Below are 22,669 nucleotides of genomic sequence, written 5' to 3' on the forward strand. Positions count from 1 at the left end.
TCAGATTTCCAGATTGTCGATGAGACGGGTCGCGCCGAGCTTCGCCGCTGCGACCACGACGAGCGGCGCATCCACGTCCGCTTCGCCCGGCGGCAGCAGGTTCGAGCGCTTGCGCACGCTGATGTAATCGGGCTTCCAGCCGCGTTCGGCGAGCGCGTTCACCGCGTCGCGTTCGAGCGCGGCGATATCGCGATTGCCGGAGAGCACCGCTTCACGCACGCGCTGTAGCTGTTCGGCGAGCTTCGGCGCTTCGGCGCGCTCGTCCGCCGAGAGAAACCGGTTGCGCGACGACAGCGCGAGCCCGTCCTCATCCCGCACGGTTTCCGCCGCGATGATCTCCGTGGGCAGCGCGAACTGGTGGCACATGGCCCGCACGATCATCAACTGCTGATAATCCTTCTTGCCGAACACCGCGACGCGCGGCTGCACGCACGACATCAGCTTCATCACGACGGTGCACACGCCGGTGAAGAAGCCGGGGCGGAATTCGCCTTCGAGAATGTCGCCGAGATTGTGCGGCGGATGCACGCGATACTCCTGCGGCTCCGGATACATGTCCCGCTCGGTCGGCGCGAAGAGTACGTAGACGTTCTCTCTCTGCAGCTTTTCGATGTCGTCCTGCAGCGTGCGGGGGTATTTGTCGAAGTCTTCGTTCGGCCCGAACTGCAGACGGTTCACGAAGATGCTCGCGACGACCGGATCGCCATGCTGGCGCGCGAGGCGCATCAGCGAGAGATGGCCTTCGTGGAGGTTGCCCATCGTCGGGACGAAGGCGGTTCGGTTCTGGCCGCGCAACTGGTCGCGCAGTTCATGGATGGAGCTGATGACTTTCATCGAGCGGGTGTCTCCTGTCGAGCGGCTTGTGTTGCCGCCACGCGGGAAGGGTAAGAAAAACTAGGCGGGAGAATACGCGAGCCGCACGTAGATCGGCGCGTACGGCTCGGGCTGCGTGATTTCGATCAGCGCTTCGCGCGACAGCTCCAGCATCGCGATGAAATTCACGACGACCACCGGCACGCCGCGCGAGGTATCGAACAGCTCCGTGAACTCCATGAAGCGCGCGCTCTGCAGGCGCCGCAGGATCACGCTCATGTGCTCGCGCACCGAAAGCTCCTCGCGCGAAATCTTGTGATGCTGGACGAGCTTCGCGCGCTTGATGACGTCGGCCCAGGCGGCGCGCAGGTCGTTCATGTCGACATCGGGGAAGCGCTGCTCGGCGGCCTGCTCGATATAGATGTCCGCACGCAGGAAGTCGCGGCCGAGCTGTGGCAACTGGTCGATCTTCTGCGCGGCGAGTTTCATCTGCTCGTATTCGAGCAGGCGGCGCACGAGTTCGGCGCGCGGGTCTTCGGCTTCCTCGCCGGTGTCCGCTTTCCTGACCGGCAGCAGCATGCGCGACTTGATCTCGATCAGCATCGCGGCCATCAGCAGGTATTCGGACGCGAGCTCCAGATTCGATTCGCGAATCTGGTCGACATAGCCGAGATATTGCGCGGTGACATCCGCCATCGGGATGTCGAGCACGTTGAAGTTCTGCTTGCGGATCAGGTAGAGCAGCAGGTCGAGCGGGCCTTCGAACGCTTCGAGAAAGATTTCGAGCGCGTCGGGCGGAATGTAGAGATCCGTGGGCAGCTTCCAGAGCGGCTCGCCGTACAAGTGCGCGATCGCGACGCCGTCGATGGTGTCGGGCGTCGAATCGGTCGCGGGCGTGGCGAGCGCCACCGCGCGCTCATTCCGTACGCCCTCCCGCGCCGGCTCGTGCGGCGCATGCGCGGGCGATTGCGGCTCGTGGCCGGCTGCGCTCACGTTCAGAAGTTCTGGTAGTAGACGTAAGGCGTCTGGTTCACGCGCGATTGCTGTTGCTCGCCGCGCTCGTCGAGGTCGATTGGCTGCTTGTCCCACAGAAGCGCGCGGCCGCGGCGCTGTTCGTCTTCCAGCGACGGCTTCTGCTCTTTCAACTGATTGATGAACTGAGTGATGTCCGACTGATACATGATCCGGCTTCCGTTGGGTCGAGGCGTTTGAAATCGCAATTTTACCGCAAGCGTACGGCGACAACGCATCTCGACGCGCGGCCCGCTCTTGTTTGTTCCTCTTATCGAAAGTCGCACGCGCGTGCAGGTTTCGCGGAACCCCGCCGGCGCGCAGCCGTCCAAAGGCGCACGCCGGGCGTGAACCGGACCGCTTTGCGGTGCCGGCCCATGGCAATGTGGTGAAATAGCGCCTGCGCCCTTTTCGCAACGGCCGCATGTCTTACCTTTCAATTCCAATATCCCGATGCCGGAGGTCGTTTGGCGGGGCGTTCGTTTGATCCGCTGCGCGCGTTGCGCGTGAAGCCTGCCGGCGCAAGACGCCTGCCGTCCGTGTCGCTCCTGGTCATGGCGCTCCTCGCGTTCGGCTTCGCCGCGCCCGCTTTCGCCAAGTACGACGTCGACATCGACGCGCCGCGCAGCATCAAAAAGCTGCTCAAGGAGAACCTCGACATTTCCCGTTTCGCGAAGCGCGACGACGTGAGCGACGACCAGTTCCAGTTCCTCGTGACCGCCGCGCCGAAGGACGTGCGCGACCTCGTCGCGACCGAAGGCTATTTCACGCCCGTCGTGCGTACGGATATCACGACCGTCGACGACAAGCGCAACGTCAAGGTGAGCGTCGATCCCGGGCCGCGCACGATGATTGGCTCCGTGCAGCTGAATTTCACCGGCGCGGTGACGACCGAGGACCGTTCGCGGGAAAACGCGGCGCGTTTCGCCTTTTCGGTGAACGAAGGCGATCCTTTCACGCAAGGCGGCTGGGACGACGCCAAAAACGCGGCGCTGCGGGCGCTGCAAGCCAAACGCTATCTCGGCGCGAAGATCGTGCGCTCGCAGGCGCGCATCAATCCGCGCGCGCATCTCGCCGATCTCTCGGTGACCTTCGACAGCGGCCCGACCTTCACGCTCGGCAAGCTCGATGTCACCGGGCCGAAGCGCTATCCCGCCTGGATCATCGATCACGTGAATCCGATCGAGCCGGGCGAGATATACGACGTCGCGCGCCTGAACGAACTGCAGCGGCAGATCCAGAACACGCCGTACTACGCGAGCGTGGCCATCGACGCGGACGCCGACGTCAACAAGCCGAACGAAACGCCGCTGCACGTGAAGGTGAGCGAATACCCGTTCCACAGCATCCGCTACGGCGTGGGCTACGCGACCGACACCGGTTTCCACATTCAGGGCGCGTACAGCTATCTCAACACGTTCGGCGCCGCGTATCCGTTCACGATCTCCGGCCGGCTCGACCAGACCCAGCAGTACGGCCGCGTGCAGCTCGCGATGCCGCCCGATTCGCACGGCTGGGTGAACGCCGTGTTCGGCTCCTACACGATCACCGATGTATCGAGCACGAAAATCTACAGCGCGCGCGTCGGCGTGCAGCGATCGCGTTCGCGTCAGAACATCGACACGACGTATTCGCTGACTTTCTATGACGACCGCCTGACGCAGAACGAGCCGAATCCGTCGACGGCGCGCGCGCTCGTGCCGGCGTGGAGCTGGGTGCGCCGCGACGTCGACGATCCTCTGTTCCCGCGTCGCGGCAACATCATTCGCGCGGAGGCGGGCTTCGCCGTCAAGGGCGTGATGTCCGACCAGACCTTCGCTCGCCTGTACACCAACGCGCTGCAATACGTGCCGCTCGGCAAGAACGATCTGCTCGTGTTTCGCGCGGAGTTCGGCGGCGTGTTCACGAGCGGGCCGTCGAGCGGCGTGCCCGCGTCGCTGCTGTTTCGCGCGGGCGGCGCGAACTCGGTGCGCGGCTATAGCTATCTGAGTATCGGCAACAATGTGGCCGGCTCGATCCTGCCGACCAAATACATGGTGACCGGCAGCAGCGAATATCAGCACTGGTTCACGCACGACTGGGGCGGCGCGGTGTTCTTCGACATCGGCACTGCCACCGATACGTGGGGCGAGCGCGTGTTCCAGCCGGGCGTAGGCGTCGGTGCGCGCTGGCGCAGCCCGGTCGGCCCGGTCAATGTCGACGTGGCGTACGGATTGAAGAACAAGAGCATCAAGCCGTATCTGACGCTCGGCATCGCGTTCTGATGCGCGTGAGAACGATGAAGGATAGTGAACCGGCATGACGGACCCGACCAGGCAAAGAGACGCTGAAGCACCACCGCCCGACGAAGCCGGCGGCGCGAACGAGACGCCGCCGCGCAAGAGCGGCTGGCGGCGTCTCGCGCGCTGGCTCGGCGCGTTCGTGCTGGTCGTCGTGCTGATCGTCGGGCTGGCCGTCGGCGGCGTGTTCTACGTGCTGACGACCGAGCGCGGCACGCGCTACGCGTGGGATGCGGCCACGTCGCTGCTCAAAGGGCAACTGACCGGCAAGCTCGACGGCGGCGCGATCGCGACCGGCCTGCAACTGCGCGACGTGCACTGGAAGGACGGCAAGGGCACGGACATCGCGGTCGACAGCGTGTCGGGCCGCTGGGCGCTCACGCGCGAACCGTTGCGCTTCACGATCGACTATCTGCATGTCGGGACCGTCGATGCGCGCATCGCGCCGTCGAACGAGCCGAGCAAGAAGACCGAATTGCCGAAGGATCTGCGCCTGCCGATTCAACTCACGATCAACGATCTCTCCGTCGAAAAGCTGCGCCTGCATCAGGGCACGACGACCACCGAATTCTCGCGCCTGCTCTTCAATGGCCGCAGCGACGGCCAGCATCACCAGGCGACGGTCCAGCGCCTCGATACGCCGTTCGGCGCGGTGACGGCGTCGCTGAAGCTCGACGGCGGCGCGCGGCCGTTCCCGCTGTCCGGCGACGCGGGCTATGCCGGCAAGGTCAACGGCGAAGCGGTGAATGTGAGCGCACGGTTGTCCGGTTCGCTGGAAGACCTCGTCGCGGACGTCGATGCGAGCGGCATGAAGCTCAAGGGCGAGGCGCACGTCGAGGCGCTGCCGTTCGCCGACGTGCCGCTCAAATCCGCGCTCGTCACCTTCGATCACGTGAATCCGCAGGCATTCAGCCCGAGCGCGCCCGAGGCCGATCTCGCCGTGCGCGCCGAGGTCAAGCCCGTCGAGGGCGCGGACCCGAAGGGGTTCGTGGTGAGCGGGCCGGTATCGATCGTCAACGCGAAGCCCGGTTCAATCGACAAGAAGCTGCTGCCGCTCATCGACGCACGCGCGAACGTGCGGCTCGACGCCTCCGAGCAAAGCATCACCGACCTCAACGTGCGCCTTCTGAAGAACGCGACGGTGACGGGCGGCGGCACGCTCGCGGGCGCAAAGGGCAAGTTCGACCTGAAAGTGGCGAAGCTCGACCTGAACGCGATCGAGCCGACGCTGCGCCCGACGGATTTCGCCGGGCCGATCGGCATCGTGCTGGATGGCGACACGCAGCGCATCGCCGCCGATCTGAACGATCCGAAAGCGGCGATCCGCGCGCAGGCCAAGGTCAAACTCGATCCGAAGCAGACCACGCTCGACGACGTGAAGCTGACGGTCGGCAAAGGTCGTGTCGAACTGAACGGCGCGCTGAAGAAGGACGCCAACTCCAGCTACGAGCTGAAAGCGAAGATCGTCGACTTCAATCCGCTGCTGCTGCAACAGCAGTTGATCGCGCAGAAGCCCGCGCCGGTGAAGAAGGGCGCGGCGAAGAAGCCTGCCGCGACGCCGCGTGTCGTCGAAGCGCGCGTGAACGGCACGCTGGCCGCATCGGGCCAGCTCGCGCCGACGCTCACGACCAAAGCGACCTTCAAGCTCACCGACAGCATGTACGACAACCTGCCGCTGACGGGCGAGGGCACCGTGCAGGTCGCCGGCACGCGTCTTTTGCCGAGCAAGGCGGCGTTGTCGGTGGCGGGCAATGAGGTCGATCTGAACGGCAGCTTCGGCGCACCCGGCGATCGCCTGCGCTTCAAGGTCGACGCGCCCGCGCTCGAACGGCTCGGCTTCGGCATCGCGGGCACCGTCAAGGCGGACGGCGATCTGACCGGCTCGATCGCGCACCCGAACATCGCGGCGAACTATCAGGCCGATGGCGTCGTGTTCGGCGCCAACCGTCTGGGCCACGCGGAAGGCCGCGCGGATATCCGCGACGGCGCGAACGGCGCGCTCGTCTTCACGCTGAAGGCGCGCGATGCGAGCACGGAAGGCGTCGAAGTCGCGAACCTCGATGCGAATCTGAACGGCACGCGCGCGCATCACACGCTCGACCTCACCGCGACCGGCAAGGTGCGCGGCCAGCCGGTGAATGTCGCGCTCGGCGCGAACGGCAAGTTCACCGATGCGCCCGACGGCCCGCACTGGGACGGCGCGATCACCAGGCTCTCGAACAAGGGCGTGCCGTCGCTGAACCTCGAATCGCCTCTGACGGTGAGTTACGGACCGCAGCGTCTCGTGCTCTGCGCGACGCGGCTCGCCGCGGAAGGCGCGGTGCTGAACCTGAAATCGTTCGCGATGGAAAACGGCCGCCTGCAATCGGCGGGCACGCTCACGAACCTGTCTGTGCCGCATCTGCTGGAGGTGCGTCAGGAACTGACGGGCGCGGAGCCGCCGATCCGCACGGACCTCGTCTTCGACGGCGACTGGAACTTCACGCTCGGCGCGAGCGCGACGGGCTACGCGCAGATCAAGCGCCGCGCCGGCGACGTGACGATCGACGGCACGCGCGGGCTGGCCGCGCTCGGCATCACGGATATCGTGGCGCGCGCGGATTTCAGCGGCGGCAATCGCCTGAACGCGTCGCTGCATGCGCAGGCGAGCCGCATCGGCGTGATCGATGCAAACGTGCACACGCCGCTCGTCAATCGCGACGGCATGCTCACGCTCGACGACAACGCGCCGCTCACCGGCGGCATCGACGCGAACATTCCCGAACTGCGCACGACGGGCGGACTGCTCGGCGCGAACTATCTGCTCGGCGGCAAGATCGCGCTCAAGCTCGTGATCGCGGGCATCGTCGCGAAGCCGAATCTGTCGGGGTCGCTGACGGGCGACAACATCTCCGCGACGGTCGTCGATCAGGGCGTGCAACTGAAGGACGGCGTGATTCGCATCGCGCTGTCCGAGAATCTCGTCGATCTTCAGCGCGTGGAATTCCACGGCGCGAGCGGCACGCTGCGCGCGACCGGCAAGGTGCGGCTCGACCAGCAGCAGCCCGATCTGACCGCGAGCATCATCGCGGACAAGCTGGAGCTGTTCGCCTCGCCGGACCGCGAGCTGATGCTGTCGGGCAGCGCGACCATCGCCAACGCGGGACTGCAGGGCGGCATGGCGATCGATGGCAAGTTCACTGTCGATCACGCGCTCTTCGATCTGCCGGAATCGTCGGCGCCTTCTCTCGGCGACGATGTCGTGATCGAGCGTCCCGACGGCACGATCAAGGGCGAGAACCAGAAGATCACGGCGGCGACCGAGAAGCCGGTCGGGCCGTTCACGCCGCGCGCGAACATCGACATCAACCTCGGTCAGCGCTTCCGCTTCAAGGGCGCGGGCGCGGATCTCGGCCTCGCCGGCACGATCACGGCGATGAGCGCGCCGAACATGCCGTTGCGCGCGGTCGGCAACGTGCGCGTGACGACGCCGGGTTCGTCGTACACCGCGTTCGGGCGCAAGCTGAACATCGAGAATGGGTTCTTCACGTTCAATGGGCCGGTGGCGAATCCGGGCCTCAATATTCTGGCGATGCGGCGCAATCAGGAAGTCGAGGCGGGCGTGCAGGTGACGGGCACGGTGCAGGCGCCGGTCGCGAGGCTGATCTCCGAGCCGAGCGTGCCCGATAACGAAAAGCTCTCGTGGCTGCTGTTCGGCCACGGCACGGATCAGGGCAACAACGTCGGCCAGCAGAGCGCGATGACGAGCGCGCTCGCGCTGCTCGGCAGCCGGGGCGGGGCGAAGATCGCGCAGACGGTCGGGCTGGACGAGTTCAGCGTCGGTTCGAGCGAAGTGGGCCTGACAGACCCGCAGGTCGTGCTGCTTTCGAAGGCGATTAATGAACGGCTCGTGATCGGCTATGAGCAGGGGCTGCAATCGGCGAGCAACGCGGTCAAGGCGACGCTGAATCTGTCGCGGGCCTGGGCACTGACGGTGTACGGCGGGACGTATCAGGGCGTCGATCTGTCGTATACGCGAAGGTTCAATTCGTGGGCGCGGTTGTGGTCGTCGTCTTCGTCGTCATCGGCCTTGCGGGCGTCGGCGGCGGATTCGGCGTCGGCGGCGTCGGATGCATCCGCGGGTACCGACTCGTCGGATTGACCACATCCGCGTTCACCTGTCGCCGAGAGTCGTGCGCGCCGCCGCGTGTGGCAAAAAGAAAAGGCTCATCCGTGGATGAGCCTTCTGCGCAAGACGCGCGCTGAGCGCACTCGTGCGTGTCTTATTTCACACGCATGCCCGGTTTCGCCCCGCTGTGCGGTTCGAGAATGTATAGCCCTGGTTCGGCTTTCTCGTCAGCGGCGGAGGCCGCGAGCACCATCCCTTCCGACAACCCGAACTTCATCTTGCGCGGCGCAAGGTTCACGACCATCACCGTGAGCTTGCCGATCAGATCCTGCGGCTGATACGCCGACTTGATGCCCGAGAACACGTTGCGCGTCTTCTCCTCGCCGACATCGAGCGTGAGTTGCAGCAGCTTGTCGGAGCCTTCGACCGCCTTGCAATCGACGATCTTCGCGATGCGCAGATCGACCTTCGCGAAATCGTCGATGGAAATGACGCCCGCGTCTTCCTGCTTCTTCGCGACGGTTTTGGCGGGCGCGGCGGCGGCCGTTTCCGCGGCCGGCGCGAGCGATTCGCGATTCGCGGCCAGCAGCGCCTCGATCTGCTTCGGATCGACGCGCGTGGTCAGATGCTTGTACGCGTTGATCGCATTCGCCGACGACAGCGGCTTCGCGGCATCGGCCCAGACGAGCGGCGCGATGCCGAGGAACGATTCCACCGCTTCGATGAGCTTCGGCATCACCGGCTTCAGCGCGAGCGACAGCAGGCGGAACGCTTCGAGACTCACGCTGCACGTTTCATGCAGCGCGACGCCGTTCGCCGGGTCCTTCGCCTGTTCCCACGGCTTCGCGGTATCGACGTAGGCGTTGACGGCGTCGGCGAGTTCCATCGTCGTGCGCAGCGCGCGGCCGTATTCGCGCGACTCGTAGAAGCCGGCGATCTGCGGAATCGCGGCGCGCAACTGGCCGATCAGCGGATGATTCATCGCGCTGTCCTGCACGCGGCCGTCGAAGCGCTTGATGAGAAAGCCCGCCGCACGGCTCGCGATATTCACGTACTTGCCGACGAGATCGCTGTTCACGCGCGCCTGGAAGTCGTCGAGGCTCAGGTCGATGTCTTCCATCGTGCTGTTGAGCTTCGCCGCGAAGTAGTAGCGCAGCCACTCGGGATTGAGGCCCGTGTCGATCACGCTCTGCGCGGTGATGAAAGTGCCGCGCGACTTCGACATCTTCGCGCCGTCGACGGTGAGGAAGCCGTGCGCGAACACGTTGGTCGGCGTGCGATGGCCGGAGAATTCGAGCATCGCCGGCCAGAACAGCGTGTGGAAATACAGGATGTCCTTGCCGATGAAGTGATACTGCTCGGTCTTCGAGCCGGGCTTCACGAAGGCATCGAAGTCCACGCCGACGCGGTCCGCGAGGTTCTTGAAGCTCGCGTAGTAGCCGACCGGCGCATCGACCCACACGTAGAAGTATTTGCCCGGCGCGCCCGGAATCTCGAAGCCGAAGTACGGCGAGTCGCGCGAGATATCCCAGTCGGCGAGTTTCGCTTCGCCCTTGTCGCCGAGCCACTCGCGCATCTTGTTGGTGGCTTCGGGCTGCGCGAGGCCGCTCACCCAGCCGCGCAGGAATTCCTCGCAACGCGGATCGGAAAGCTTGAAGAAGTAGTGCGTCGATGTCTTGCGGATGGGCGTCGCGCCTGACACGACCGAATACGGATTGATGAGCTCGGTCGGCTGATAGGTCGAGCCGCAGACTTCGCAGTTGTCGCCGTATTGATCCTTCGCGCCGCACTTCGGGCACTGGCCCTTGATGAAGCGGTCCGGCAGGAACATTTCCTTGACCGGATCGTAGGCCTGCTCGATGTCGCGTGCCTCGATCAGGCCCGCCTGCTGAAGTGCGCCGTAGATCGTGTTGCACAGGGCGCGGTTTTCCTCGGCATCGGTCGAGTAGTAGTTGTCGAACGAGATGCCGAAGCTGTCGAAGTCGCGCTTGTGCTCTTTCCACACGCGCTCGATCAGCTGTTTCGGCGTGATGCCTTCCTTTTCGGCGCGCAGCATGATCGGCGTGCCGTGGGTGTCGTCCGCGCCGACGTAGTAGACCTCGTGGCCATGCATTCGCAGCGCCCGAACCCAGATATCCGTCTGAATGTATTCGACCATATGGCCGATATGAATCTGACCGTTCGCATACGGCAACGCGGACGTGACGAGGATCTGGCGGCGGCCGCTTTCGCTGGTGGAGGCGGCAGGCGCGGCGGTGGCAGTGGCTGAAATCGGTGCTGACATAAAGGCGCGGCCCGTGTGGGAGTGCTTGGGGTTGGGAAAAAGCGGATTTTGATTTTAGCAGGGCGGGGGAGTGGGGCGCGCGGGGCTGAGATGGGAGGTTGGATTCGGGGCTTGATAGCTGCTAATTTGCAACTACAAAATACAACAAAAAAGTTGCATATTGCGCTTAGCAAAATACGCCGCTAGTGTTGTATTTTGCTGCCTTCAGCACTCGCAAGGAGAACACACCGTCATGCTGTCCTATCCAGTGAATCTGGAACTCGACACAAACAACACTTTTCTGGTCACCTTTCCCGACATACCGGAAGCACTTTCCGTAGGGGACGATGCAGATGAGGCGCTAATCAACGGACTCGATGCACTGGAAAGCGCTATCGAAATTTACTTCGACGAAAAACGCGAAGTGCCCATGCCGTCGAAACCGAAGAAAGGCCAACCGGTCGTCACTTTGCCCGCGCTCGTCGTGACAAAGGTGCTGCTTCAGAACGAAATGATCCGCCAGGGCGTGCGCAAGTCCGAACTCGCGCGGCGACTCAACGTTCACATGCCGCAAGTCGACCGCCTGCTCGACCCGCGACATTCGTCGAAACTCGAAGCGATCGAAGCCGCGTTTCTGTCTCTGGGCAAGCGCCTGAAAATTTCGTTGGCGTGAGGCAGAGCGGCGCCCTGGAAAAAAATCACGCGCACAAAAAAAACCGGGGTCCAATCGGGCCCCGGAGCAACAACGACAAGAGGAGAATGGCAGGTGATGGCCTCGCCATCCACCTACCGTAGAGAAAGACCCGCGCCGCGCGCTCAAGTTTCAAATTTTTTTCAACCTGATGCACGTACCCGCCGGACCGCTCTCGCCACGACACTCGCAGTGGCGATTTCCCCTTTTAAATCAACAGTTTTACTGCACCTGACCCGGCTGCGCCGTGGCACGCAGATAGATTTCCACGCGACGATTCTGCGCGCGACCCGCTTCCGTCGAGTTGTCGGCGATCGGCTGGTTCTGGCCCATGCCCGAAGCCGACAGGCGCTGCGCCGGGACGCCGTGCGTCGCGACGTACGACGCCACGCTCTGCGCGCGGTTCTGCGACAGCGTCTGGTTGTAAGCCGGCTGGCCCGTGTTGTCCGTATGGCCGACCACGCTTGCGACCAGCTCCGGATGCTGCTGCATCGTCTGCGTGACGGAATTCAGCACCGGATCGAACGACGGCTTGATGGCGTAGCTGTTCGTGTCGAACGAAATCGAATTGGGGATGTTCACCTTCAGCGAGCCGTCCTGCTGCTCGGTCACTTGCGTGCCCGTGCCCTTCGAATCGCCGGAAATCTTGTTCTTGATCGACTGCCAGTTGTAGCCGGTGATGCCGCCGACCGCCGCGCCCGTGGCCGCGCCGATCGCCGCGCCCTTGCCGCCGCCGAAGATGGCGCCGATGCCCGCGCCGGTCGCGGCTCCAACGCCGGTGCCGACTGCGGTGTTGGTGCCTTGCTGCGAAGCGCAGCCGGCGACGAGTGCGCCTGCCACGGCAAACACGGACAGACGGGTGAAGAATTTAGTGTTCATCTTCGATCTCCTTAAAAACGACGAGCGATTCGGCGAGATGTGCCGACAGTGCGAAAGGGTCTTCGGACGAGCTTCCTGACGACCCTCTACAATAATGAGAAAGGCGTCGGGTTGCCCGATGCGATGCGTCCCCGGAAAGATTTGCAGCAGGATAGTGCAGTGCGCCAGAGCCTGTGCGCAATCGCGCTAACATTTCCTTTCAATTTCCTCAGTTTGTTGCAATCGCCGAGGGCGAAGAGCAACAACCGTTCCATGGAGTCTCGATGAGTATTGACCGCGCGAAGATCGACATCGCACTCGCCACACTGACCGATCCGAACACCAACCGCAAGTTCGTCGATACCAAAAGCATCCGCAATGTGGCCGTCGACGGCGCGAACGTCGCGGTGAGCGTCGTGCTCGGTTATCCCGCGAAAACCCAGTTTGCCGCGATCCGCGAGCAGGTCGCGGGCGCGCTGCGCGAGGTTGACGGCGTCGCGAACGTGACCGTCGACGTTTCTTCGCAAGTCGTCGCGCACGCGGTGCAGCGCGGCGTGAAGCTGCTGCCGAACGTCAAGAACATCATCGCGGTGGCATCGGGCAAGGGCGGCGTCGGCAAGAGCACGACCGCCGCGAATCTCGCGCTCGCGCTCGCGGCCGAGGGCGCGTCGGTGGGCATGCTCGACGCCGACATCTACGGCCCCTCGCTGCCGATGATGCTCGGCATCACGGGTCGCCCCGAATCGCCCGACAACCAGACGATGAACCCGCTCGAAGGCCATGGCATCCAGGCGAATTCGATCGGCTTTCTGATCGAGCAGGACAACCCGATGGTCTGGCGCGGCCCGATGGTCACCTCCGCGCTCGAACAACTGCTGCGTCAGACCAACTGGAAGGATCTCGATTACCTCGTCGTCGACATGCCGCCGGGCACCGGCGACATCCAGCTCACGCTGTCGCAGAAAGTGCCGGTGACCGGCGCGGTGATCGTCACGACGCCGCAGGACATCGCGCTGCTGGACGCGAAGAAGGGCTTGAAGATGTTTGAAAAGGTCGGCATTCCGATTCTCGGCATCGTCGAGAACATGAGCACGCACATCTGCTCGAACTGCGGCCACGAGGAGCACATCTTCGGCGCGGGCGGCGGCGAGCGCATGGCGAAGGAATACGGCGTCGAGATTCTCGGGTCTTTGCCGCTCGACATCTCCATTCGCGAGCGCACGGACGCCGGACAGCCGAGCGTCGTGTCGCAGCCGGACAGCCGCATCGCCGAGACCTATCGCGCGATTGCGCGCCGTGTCGCGATCTCGGTCGCCGAGCGTCAGCGTGACATGACCTCGAAGTTTCCGAGCATCGTCGTGCAGAACACCTGATTTCGAGCGAACGATCGAATCTCCGCGAGCCTTGTGCAATGCGGCTCGCGGTATCATGTCGCCTTCGATGCGCGGCAGCGTGGACGCACTGGGCGTCGGCGGGCCGCCGAGAGGATCGCATGAGAGACAGATTCGACGGGAGGGCGCTGCACGCCTTGATCGCGATGGCCGCTTGCAGCGTCATGCTGAGCGGTTGCGGCCTCATCTTCCAGAATCACGAGAAGCGCGCGGACGCGGTGCTCAAGCCTACGCCGGGCAACGCCACACGCGGCAACGTCACGCTGATCGAGCGCTCGGACGGCGTGCAGGTTTCGTACAGCTTCACCGACATGCCGCCGAACAGCGACCACGCGCTGACCGTGCACGAGCGCGGCGACTGCATCGCGGTGAACGATCAGGACACGAGTCCGGTGTTCGCGCTGCCCGCCGAGCGCAGAAAGCCGTCGTCGCGGCTCGAAGGCGAACTCGGCAATATCCACGCGGACGCGACTGGCGCGGCGACCGGCTTCATCGTCGCGACGGACGTCTCGCTCGACGGCGTGCGCTCGGTCATCTCGCGCGCGATCATGCTGCACCGCGAGGCGCTCGACCCTTACGCGAGCGCGCCGCACAACGTGGGCCCGTCGCTCGCCTGCGGCGTGATTCGCCGCTAAAGGCCGCGCCCGTTTGCGTCGCGCCCGGCGTCGCGGCCCGATCGCGTAAAATACGCGCTTTCGCGTTCACCGTTGAGTAGCGTCCCCTATGAGCATCAAGTCCGACAAGTGGATTCGCCGCATGGCCGAAGAGCACCGAATGATCGAGCCGTTCGTGCGCGATCAGGTGCGCGTGACCGAAGATGGCCGCAAGATCGTGAGTTACGGCACGTCGAGCTACGGCTACGACATTCGCGTCGCCGACGAATTCAAGATTTTCACGAACATCAATTCCACGATCGTCGATCCGAAGAATTTCGACGAAAAATCGTTTGTCGACTTCAAGGGCGATGTCTGCATCATTCCGCCGAATTCGTTCGCGCTCGCACGCACGGTCGAGTATTTCCGCATTCCGCGCTCGTGCCTGACGGTGTGTCTGGGCAAATCGACCTATGCGCGCTGCGGGATCATCGTCAACGTGACGCCGTTCGAGCCGGAATGGGAAGGTTACGTGACGCTCGAATTCTCGAATACGACACCTTTGCCTGCCAAAATCTACGCAAACGAGGGCGTCGCCCAGGTTCTGTTCTTCGAAAGCGATGAAATGTGCGAGACCTCGTACGCCGATCGCGGCGGGAAGTATCAAGGACAGCACGGCGTGACGCTGCCGAAAACCTGACGTCCGTTGCGCTTTAAGAAACGCACATAGCAAACGCTTGTCGAAAGACCGCTGGCCTCGGGATTGCATCCCAGGCGGCGGTCGTTTCCATTTGGAGAATCGCCTCATGAAGTTTCGCTTCCCCGTCGTCATCATCGACGAAGATTTTCGCTCCGAGAACATCTCGGGTTCCGGCATCCGGGCGCTTGCCGAGGCGATCGAGAAAGAAGGCGCCGAAGTGCTCGGCCTCACGAGCTACGGCGATCTCGCCGCGTTCGCGCAGCAGTCGAGCCGCGCGTCGTGCTTCATCCTTTCGATCGATGACGACGAGCTGCTGCCTTACGCCGATAACGTCGTCGTCGAAGGCGACACGCCGGAACTGGCATCGGCGATCGTCGCGCTGCGCGCGTTCATCAACGCCGTGCGCCGCCGCAACGCCGACATCCCCATCTTCCTGTATGGCGAAACGCGCACCTCGCGCCATCTGCCGAACGACATCTTGCGCGAGCTGCATGGCTTCATCCACATGTTCGAGGACACGCCGGAGTTCGTCGCACGGCACGTGATCCGTGAAGCGAAGGTGTATCTCGATTCGCTCGCGCCGCCGTTCTTCAAGGAACTGGTGCAATACGCGGAAGAAGGCTCGTATTCGTGGCATTGCCCGGGGCACTCGGGCGGCGTCGCGTTCCTGAAGAATCCGCTCGGGCAGATGTTCCATCAGTTCTTCGGCGAGAACATGCTGCGCGCGGACGTGTGCAACGCCGTCGACGAACTCGGCCAGCTGCTCGATCACACGGGCCCGGTCGCGGCGTCGGAGCGCAACGCTGCGCGTATCTTCAGCGCGGATCATCTGTTCTTCGTGACCAACGGCACGTCGACGTCCAACAAGATCGTGTGGCACGCGACCGTGGCGCCGGGCGATATCGTTCTGGTCGACCGCAACTGCCACAAGTCGATCCTGCACGCGATCACGATGACCGGCGCGATTCCCGTGTTCCTCACGCCGACGCGCAATCACTTCGGCATCATCGGGCCGATTCCGCGCGACGAGTTCAAGCCCGAGAACATCCGCAGGAAGATCGAGGCGAATCCGTTCGCGCGCGAAGCGCTCGCGAAGAACCCGAAGATCAAGCCGCGCATCCTGACGATCACGCAAAGCACCTACGACGGCGTGATCTACAACGTCGAGATGATCAAGGACCTGCTCGGCGATCTGCTCGACACGCTTCACTTCGACGAAGCCTGGCTGCCGCACGCCGAGTTCCACTCGTTCTATCAGGACATGCACGCGATCGGCGCGGGCCGGCCGCGCACGGGCGCGCTCGTGTTCGCGACGCACTCCACGCACAAGCTGCTCGCGGGCATTTCGCAGGCGTCGCAGATTCTCGTGCAGGACAGCGAGAACAGCACGTTCGACCGCCATCGCTTCAACGAAGCGTATCTGATGCATACGTCGACGTCGCCGCAATACGCGATCATCGCGTCGTGCGACGTGGCCGCCGCGATGATGGAAGCGCCGGGCGGCACGGCGCTCGTCGAGGAATCGATCGCCGAGGCGCTCGATTTCCGCCGCGCGATGCGCAAGGTCGATGCCGAATATGGCGACGACTGGTTCTTCAAGGTCTGGGGCCCGGACGCACTGGCGGAAGAGGGTATCGGCGACCGCGAGGACTGGATGCTGAAGCCCAACGACCGCTGGCACGGCTTCGGCGCGCTCGCGGAAAACTTCAACATGCTCGATCCGATCAAGGCGACGATCATCACGCCGGGACTCGACGTGGACGGCGAATTCGGCGAGACCGGCATTCCGGCCGCGATCGTGACGAAGTATCTGGCGGAGCACGGCATCATCGTGGAGAAGACCGGGCTTTACTCGTTCTTCATCATGTTCACGATCGGCATCACGAAGGGCCGCTGGAACTCGATGGTCACCGAACTCCAGCAGTTCAAGGACGACTACGACAACAACCAGCCGCTGTGGCGCGTGCTGCCCGAGTTCGTCGCGCAGCATCCGTCGTACGAGCGCATCGGCCTGCGCGATCTGTGCGAGCAGATCCACAGCGTCTATCGCGCGAACAACATCGCGCGTCTGACGACCGAGATGTATCTGTCGAGCATGGAGCCGGCGATGAAACCGTCCGAGGCGTTCGCCAAGCTCGCGCACCGTGAGATCGATCGCGTACCGATCGACGAACTCGAAGGCCGCGTCACGTCGATTCTGCTCACGCCGTATCCGCCGGGCATTCCGTTGCTGATTCCGGGCGAGCGCTTCAATCGCACGATCGTCGATTACCTGCGCTTCGCGCGCGAGTTCAACGAGCGCTTCCCGGGCTTCCATACGGATATCCACGGGCTCGTCGGCGAGATGATCAACGGGCGCATCGAGTATTTTGTCGATTGCGTGCGCGGCTGATGTTCGTCTGATCCGCTGCTGTAAAAAAACAAACGGCCCTTTCAAAGGGCCGTTTGTCGTTTCAGGCGCTACCGGTCGTTCAGATCAGGCCTTCCGCTTTCATCGCTGCCTGCACGCCGGCACGCGCGCCGACACGCTCCTGATACGCGACGAGCGCGGGCCACTTGCCGAGATCGAGATCGATGTGCTTCGCCCAGCCGAGGACGGTGAAGAGGTAGGCGTCGCCGATGCCGAATTCGTTGCCGAGCAGGAACTGCTTGTCGTCGACCTGTTGCGCGACATAGGTGAGACGGCGTTCGAGGTTGGCCATCGCGGCGGCTTTCCAGTCGCTGCTGGCGGCCGGATTGAAGAACGGCGAGAAATTCTTGTGCAGTTCGGTGCCGATGAACGTGAGCCAGCCTTGCAGGCGATAGCGCGCCATGGCGTCGTTGAGCGGCGCGAGGTGTTTCGCCGGAACCTGATCCGCGATGTATTGCATGATCGCGGGGCCTTCGGTGAGCAGTTCGCCGTTGTCGAGCAGCAGGGCGGGAACGTAGCCCTTCGCGTTGATCTTGGTGAAATCCGCGCCGCTCGCGGTGAGCTTGGTCTTGAGATCGACGGCTTCGGTCTCGTAAGGCAGCCCCGATTCTTCGAGGACGATGTGTGATGCGAGGGAACAGGCGCCTGCTTTGTAGAACAGTTTCAAAACGATTTCTCCGGGATGAACCGGCACGATTATGAACGATGTCGATCGCGGATGATGGTCGAAAATGTGAAATTATCTGTGTCGCATTGGTAGATGAATGCTTTCAAGTACGCGCTTTGGCCCGAAGTGAAAGCGTTCTAGGAAATAGGAATTTCCGTGTATGTACTTAGCATTGCAAAGAATAGTATTCAGTCAGACTGTGGGCTCAACCGAAAGGAGATATTCATGAATGCGAGGCCATCAATTGCTGGTGCGTGGCTTTGACATTGCTGCGGACCACCGCACTCGCATTCGTTGCGGTGAACCAATTAGCGAACGCCGCATCGGAAGTCGCCCCCAAAGACGTGCAAATCGCATTATTGAAAGACTGGGCCCTGAGCCGATGTCTCGCGAAGATGTACGCCGATCCGGTTGCCAAAAGTGACGCGAACGCCACAGCGAGCGCTTACCTCGAGAAGAGTAATTTGCCGATGGACGCGTACGATGCGGCCGACCGCCTGGCGTCGGATTACGCCAACCGGAAGTACGCGGGCTCGATCGAATCGGGGTTCGGCACAAAGAAGTGCATCGATTTCTTTGAGAGCGAGGAGCTGCGCGAACTCGCGACGAGACACGTCGAAGCGCTGCTAAGGACTCACTAATCGATCACGAACTTCCGCTGCATCGTCGGGCCGCCCGCCGGCGGCATCGCAAATTCGGAATCGGCGGCCATATCATGCAGCGCAGTCTCGATGGCTTCACATATCGCGTTCAACGCGAGATCGTTTTCTTCCATCCCGAACGGATCTTCGATCTGCGCGGCGATTGCTTCCAGCGCCATGAACGCGTACGCCACGAGCAACGCGAAAAGCGGGGTGAGCAAGCCCGCGCCATCGACGAGCCCAAAGGGCAGCAGCGCGCAGAATAAATAAATCGTGCGGTGAATCATCACCGAATACGAGAACGGCAGCGGCGTCGTCGCGATGCGCTCGCATCCGCCGATCACTTCCGACAGCGCATTCAGATTGTGTTCGATAGCGAGCACCGCATAGCCGTCGATTGCGCCTTCGCGTCTGCGTTGCGCGACCCATTCGCCGAGCCAGAGCAGAATCAGCGCGGGGCGGAACCTGGCGACGGCCACCCGCGCGTGCAGATCGGGCGGCAGACGCGGCGCGAGATCGGCGAGTGCATCGGTGGCGCGCAACTGATGCCGCAGCGCATGCGCCAGCCCACCGAGCGCGGCCAGAAAACGCCGCGACTCAGCGCGTTCGCGCGGATCAGGCAGCGACAATACCTGCTGGGCAAGCGCGCGCGACGTGTTGAGCAGCGAACCCCACAACTTGCGGCCTTCCCACCAGCGCTCGTAGCTCGCGCTATTGCGAAAGCCGAGAAATACCGCGAGCGCGATGCCGACGAGCGCGAACGGCGGTGTGCCGAGGCCGATCGGATAGGTTCGCATGTGGTCGTGCATGAAGATCGCCGCGACGGACAGCGCGAAGATCAGCCCGAGGCGCGGCAGCAGTTGCGGCAGCACGGAGCCATGCCACACGAACAGCAGCCGGAACCAATTGAGCTTGGGGCGGATGATCATGACCGGCCGTTTCGATGAGCGCGAGTGACTAACACTCGATTATCTCGAAAATGTCGCGCCTCGCGCAGAGACATGTCGCCGCGTCGGGCAACAAAAAGGCCGTCCTTGCGAACGGCCTTCAATGTCACGAAGAAAACGCCTCGGAAAAATCGATCAAAGAGCCGCGCGCGCCGCCTTCGCCGCCGCGCGGACCTGATCCGGCGCGGTGCCGCCCGGATGATTGCGGCTCGCAACCGAGCCTTCGAGCGTCAGATACTCGAACACGTCTTCGCCGATCAGATGCGCGACGTTCGGCAATTCGCGACGCATCTCTTCGAGCGACAAATCCGCGATGTCGCATTCGCGATCCACGCAGATCCGCACCGCATGCGCGACGGCTTCGTGTGCATCGCGGAAGGGCAGGCCGCGCTTCACGAGGTAATCCGCGAGGTCGGTCGCGGTCGAGAAGCCTTGCAGCGCCGCCGCGCGCATTGCTTCTGGCTTGACGGTGATGCCCGCCGCCATTTCCGCGAAGATGCGCAGCGTGTCCGCGACCGTATCGACGGTATCGAACAGCGGTTCCTTGTCTTCCTGATTGTCCTTGTTGTACGCGAGCGGCTGGCCTTTCATCAGCGTGAGCAGCGCCATCAGATGGCCGTTCACGCGGCCGGTCTTGCCGCGCGCGAGTTCGGGCACGTCGGGATTCTTCTTCTGCGGCATGATCGACGAACCCGTGCAGAAGCGGTCCGCCAGATCGATGAAACCGACGCGCGGGCTCATCCACAGCACGAGTTCTTCGGAGAAGCGCGACACGTGCGTCATGACGAGCGCGGCCGCCGCGGTGAATTCGATCGCGAAATCGCGGTCGGAGACCGCATCGAGCGAATTCGCGCAGATGCCGTCGAAGCCGAGCGTGGCCGCCACGGCGTGACGGTCGATCGGATAGCTCGTGCCCGCGAGCGCCGCCGCGCCCAGCGGCAGACGGTTCACGCGCTTACGCAGATCGCGCATGCGTTCGGCGTCGCGCGCGAACATTTCGACATACGCGAGCAGGTGATGGCCGAACGTCACCGGTTGCGCCACTTGCAAATGCGTGAAGCCGGGCATGATGGTGTCGGCGTGCTTTTCGGCCATGTCGATGAGCGCGAGACGCAGATCCTTCAGCAGATCGCCGATGCGGTCGATCTCGCCGCGCAGCCACAGGCGGATATCGGTCGCGACCTGGTCGTTGCGCGAGCGGCCGGTGTGCAGGCGCTTGCCCGCATCGCCGATCAGGGCCGTCAAACGCGCCTCGATATTCAGATGCACGTCTTCCAGATCCAGCTTCCACTCGAATTCGCCGCGCTCGATTTCGCCCTTGATCTGCGCCATGCCGCGCTCGATGGCGGCGAGGTCGTCCGTGCCGATGATCTTCTGCGCCGCGAGCATCGACGCGTGCGCGAGCGAGCCCTGAATGTCGACGAGCGCGAGCCGATTGTCGAAGAACACCGACGACGTATAGCGTTTGACGAGTTCCGACATCGGCTCGGAGAAGCGAGCCGACCAGGCTTCGCCTTTTTTGTGCAGTTGGGACGTCATGGTGATGTGCAGTGGCGGTTGAGGCGGCTCTACGTCAAGCCGGAAGGTACGATTTTAACAAATGGCGTCAGGCATCCCCGACGAGAATCACCAGCTTCAGATCCTCCCGGTGCGCCGGCTTGAACGTGATCTGATTGAACACGATGCGCCCGCGCGCCGGATGATTGAACGCGCGCTCGCCGCCTTCGCGCTCGAACACGTCCTGCGAGGCCCAGTAGCGCGCGAACGCATCGCTCGCGGCGCTCAGGCTGTCGATGAGCGCGCGCGTCGGCGCGTCGTTCAGATGGCGGATCGAATCGGCGCGAAATTCGGCGGCGAGACGCCGCGCGCGCGTGTCCCAATCGACGATCAGCGCGCGCGCCGCCGGCGACGTGAACGTGTACGTCAGAAGATTGCGGTCGTGTTCGCCATCCAGCCAGCCGACGAACAACGCCGATGCCGGCTCGTTCCAGCGCAGCGCGTTCCATTGACGGTCGAGCACGTAGGCGGGCGCGCCGATCAGCGCGACCGTCTGCAACAGGGCGGCGGGCGCGTCCTGGCTCGCGGGATCGGGTTCGGCGGGATCGCGCTGGGCGGCGAGTTCGAAGAGATACGCGCGTTCGGCGCGCGACAGTTGCAGCGCGACGGCGATGCGCGCGAGCGCATCGGCGGAAGCGGACACCGGGCGGCCCTGCTCGATCCACGTGTACCAGGTCGGGCTCACGCCGCACAGTTGCGCGACTTCCTCGCGGCGCAGCCCCGGCGTGCGGCGGCGCGGGCCCGGCGCCAGGCCGACGGCCTGCGGCGACAGCCGTTCGCGATGCGCGCGGATGAATTCGCCGAGCGCGTGGGCGGGCGTTTCGGCGAGTGGTTCGTTCTTCTCGGTGAGGTTCATTCAAACATCGACGGGTGGTTTATATACCAGGATAGCTGCACAACTTGTACTGGTACAAAGCGGGCTCTATTGTACTGGCAGGTCCCTCACCCAGAACGAAAATCGGAGCACACGATGAAACACCACGACCAGGTCGCAGATGCATTCGGCAGCACGGCCGCCGCCTATCTCACGAGCGCCGTCCACGCGAGCGGTGCGGATCTGCAGAATCTCGCCGCGACCTTCGCGGCCACGTGCGGCAACGCGAGCGTGCTGGATCTGGGCTGCGGCGCGGGTCACGCGAGTTTCGCGATCGCGCCGCACGTGCGGGAGGTCGTCGCGTACGACATCGCGCCGCAGATGCTCGCGACAGTCGAAGCCGCCGCGAAGGAGCGCGGCCTGACGACGATCCGCACGCAGCAAGGCGCGGCCGAGACGCTGCCGTTCGCCGATGCCACGTTCAACTGGGCCGTGAGCCGCATGAGCGCGCATCACTGGCGCGACGTGCCCGCCGCGCTGAAGGAAGTGCATCGTGTGCTGAAGCCGGGCGGGCGGCTCAGGTTCATCGATATCGCGGGCATCGACGATCCGCTCTACGACACGCACATTCAGGCGATCGAACTGCTGCGCGACGCGTCCCACATCCGCGACTATCGCGCCGACGAATGGATCGCAATGCTGGATGCCGCCGGCTTCGACGCGCAAGTGACCGAACGCTGGCGCATTGCGCTGGATTTCGAATCGTGGGTGACGCGGATGTGCACGCCGCCCGAGCGCGTGACGGCGATCAGATCGATGTGGGCGAGCGCGCCCGATGAAGTGCGCCAGTACTTCGGCGTGAAGGAAGATTGTTCGTTCGAACTCGACGCGATGATGATCGAGGCGAATCGAAGAGACTGAAATAA

18 protein-coding genes are annotated in these 22,669 nt (G+C 63.6%); 9 read left to right on the plus strand and 9 right to left on the minus strand.

Going from position 1 to position 22,669, the window contains the following annotated elements:
• The 3 genes from panC to NK8_RS03425 form a co-directional block, all read right to left on the minus strand.
• A complete protein-coding gene (gene panC, locus NK8_RS03415) occupies positions 1 to 834 on the minus strand; it encodes a pantoate--beta-alanine ligase (RefSeq protein ID WP_162065092.1) in 834 nt (277 codons plus the stop codon).
• 60 nt (positions 835 to 894) lie between these two features.
• Positions 895 to 1,722, minus strand: a complete 828-nt coding sequence (locus NK8_RS03420; RefSeq protein WP_162066763.1) for a ScpA family protein — start codon at positions 1,720 to 1,722, stop codon at positions 895 to 897.
• Between the two features lie 86 nt (positions 1,723 to 1,808).
• Positions 1,809 to 1,997 carry a DUF3460 family protein gene (locus NK8_RS03425; protein WP_174258022.1) on the minus strand — a complete coding sequence of 63 codons (189 nt, stop codon included), beginning with the start codon at positions 1,995 to 1,997 and terminating at the stop codon, positions 1,809 to 1,811.
• 381 nt (positions 1,998 to 2,378) lie between these two features.
• Between NK8_RS03425 and NK8_RS03430 the strand changes: the two genes are divergently transcribed.
• Together NK8_RS03430 and NK8_RS03435 are read left to right on the plus strand one after the other, a co-directional pair.
• Complete coding sequence (locus NK8_RS03430) at positions 2,379 to 4,088, plus strand: autotransporter assembly complex family protein (RefSeq protein ID WP_225936233.1); 1,710 nt, start codon at positions 2,379 to 2,381, stop codon at positions 4,086 to 4,088.
• A gap of 34 nt (positions 4,089 to 4,122) precedes the next feature.
• Entirely contained in the window at positions 4,123 to 8,244 is a 4,122-nt protein-coding gene (locus NK8_RS03435) for a translocation/assembly module TamB domain-containing protein (protein ID WP_213227455.1), read from the plus strand.
• 121 nt (positions 8,245 to 8,365) lie between these two features.
• Here NK8_RS03435 and metG read toward each other — a convergent pair whose 3' ends face one another.
• A complete protein-coding gene (gene metG, locus NK8_RS03440) occupies positions 8,366 to 10,495 on the minus strand; it encodes a methionine--tRNA ligase (RefSeq protein WP_213227457.1) in 2,130 nt (709 codons plus the stop codon).
• Positions 10,496 to 10,727: 232 nt separating this feature from the next.
• On the opposite strand from metG, the gene NK8_RS03445 reads away from it, so the two are divergent.
• Entirely contained in the window at positions 10,728 to 11,147 is a 420-nt protein-coding gene (locus tag NK8_RS03445; RefSeq protein WP_213228469.1) for a type II toxin-antitoxin system HicB family antitoxin, read from the plus strand.
• Between the two features lie 240 nt (positions 11,148 to 11,387).
• Here NK8_RS03445 and NK8_RS03450 read toward each other — a convergent pair whose 3' ends face one another.
• Positions 11,388 to 12,044, minus strand: coding sequence for an OmpA family protein (locus NK8_RS03450; protein ID WP_061173047.1), 657 nt, complete (start codon positions 12,042 to 12,044; stop codon positions 11,388 to 11,390).
• A 263-nt stretch (positions 12,045 to 12,307) separates the two neighbouring features.
• Here NK8_RS03450 and apbC point away from each other — a divergent pair, with 263 nt between their 5' ends.
• From apbC to NK8_RS03470, 4 genes are all read left to right on the plus strand, one after another.
• Positions 12,308 to 13,396: an iron-sulfur cluster carrier protein ApbC gene (gene apbC, locus NK8_RS03455; protein WP_061173113.1), complete on the plus strand. Its 1,089-nt coding sequence runs from the start codon at positions 12,308 to 12,310 to the stop codon at positions 13,394 to 13,396.
• A gap of 119 nt (positions 13,397 to 13,515) precedes the next feature.
• Positions 13,516 to 14,049, plus strand: coding sequence for a superoxide dismutase family protein (locus NK8_RS03460; RefSeq protein WP_162065098.1), 534 nt, complete (start codon positions 13,516 to 13,518; stop codon positions 14,047 to 14,049).
• Positions 14,050 to 14,137: 88 nt separating this feature from the next.
• On the plus strand, positions 14,138 to 14,707 hold the full coding sequence (gene dcd, locus NK8_RS03465; protein WP_035508313.1) for a dCTP deaminase: 570 nt from the start codon (positions 14,138 to 14,140) through the stop codon (positions 14,705 to 14,707).
• Between the two features lie 106 nt (positions 14,708 to 14,813).
• The gene (locus NK8_RS03470; protein WP_213227460.1) at positions 14,814 to 17,099 is read left to right on the plus strand and encodes an arginine/lysine/ornithine decarboxylase; all 2,286 of its coding nucleotides are present in this window, start codon (positions 14,814 to 14,816) and stop codon (positions 17,097 to 17,099) included.
• 79 nt (positions 17,100 to 17,178) lie between these two features.
• Here the strand turns inward: NK8_RS03470 and gstA are convergent, their stop codons facing one another.
• Positions 17,179 to 17,784 carry a glutathione transferase GstA gene (gene gstA / locus NK8_RS03475; RefSeq protein ID WP_213227462.1) on the minus strand — a complete coding sequence of 202 codons (606 nt, stop codon included), beginning with the start codon at positions 17,782 to 17,784 and terminating at the stop codon, positions 17,179 to 17,181.
• 266 nt (positions 17,785 to 18,050) lie between these two features.
• Between gstA and NK8_RS03480 the strand changes: the two genes are divergently transcribed.
• Positions 18,051 to 18,425, plus strand: coding sequence for a T6SS amidase immunity protein Tai4 family protein (locus tag NK8_RS03480; protein ID WP_213227464.1), 375 nt, complete (start codon positions 18,051 to 18,053; stop codon positions 18,423 to 18,425).
• On the opposite strand, the gene NK8_RS03485 is transcribed toward NK8_RS03480, so the two are convergent.
• From NK8_RS03485 to NK8_RS03495, 3 genes are all read right to left on the minus strand, one after another.
• Positions 18,422 to 19,354 carry a bestrophin family protein gene (locus tag NK8_RS03485; RefSeq protein WP_213227466.1) on the minus strand — a complete coding sequence of 311 codons (933 nt, stop codon included), beginning with the start codon at positions 19,352 to 19,354 and terminating at the stop codon, positions 18,422 to 18,424. The genes NK8_RS03480 and NK8_RS03485 overlap by 4 nt on opposite strands.
• Before the next feature lie 153 nt (positions 19,355 to 19,507).
• On the minus strand, positions 19,508 to 20,911 hold the full coding sequence (gene argH / locus NK8_RS03490; protein WP_213227467.1) for an argininosuccinate lyase: 1,404 nt from the start codon (positions 20,909 to 20,911) through the stop codon (positions 19,508 to 19,510).
• A gap of 67 nt (positions 20,912 to 20,978) precedes the next feature.
• Entirely contained in the window at positions 20,979 to 21,785 is an 807-nt protein-coding gene (locus tag NK8_RS03495; protein WP_213227469.1) for a helix-turn-helix transcriptional regulator, read from the minus strand.
• Between the two features lie 114 nt (positions 21,786 to 21,899).
• Between NK8_RS03495 and NK8_RS03500 the strand changes: the two genes are divergently transcribed.
• Positions 21,900 to 22,664 carry a class I SAM-dependent methyltransferase gene (locus NK8_RS03500; protein WP_213227471.1) on the plus strand — a complete coding sequence of 255 codons (765 nt, stop codon included), beginning with the start codon at positions 21,900 to 21,902 and terminating at the stop codon, positions 22,662 to 22,664.
• The last annotated feature ends 5 nt before the right edge of the window (positions 22,665 to 22,669 follow it).

The organism is Caballeronia sp. NK8 (genome assembly GCF_018408855.1).
GTDB lineage: Bacteria > Pseudomonadota > Gammaproteobacteria > Burkholderiales > Burkholderiaceae > Caballeronia.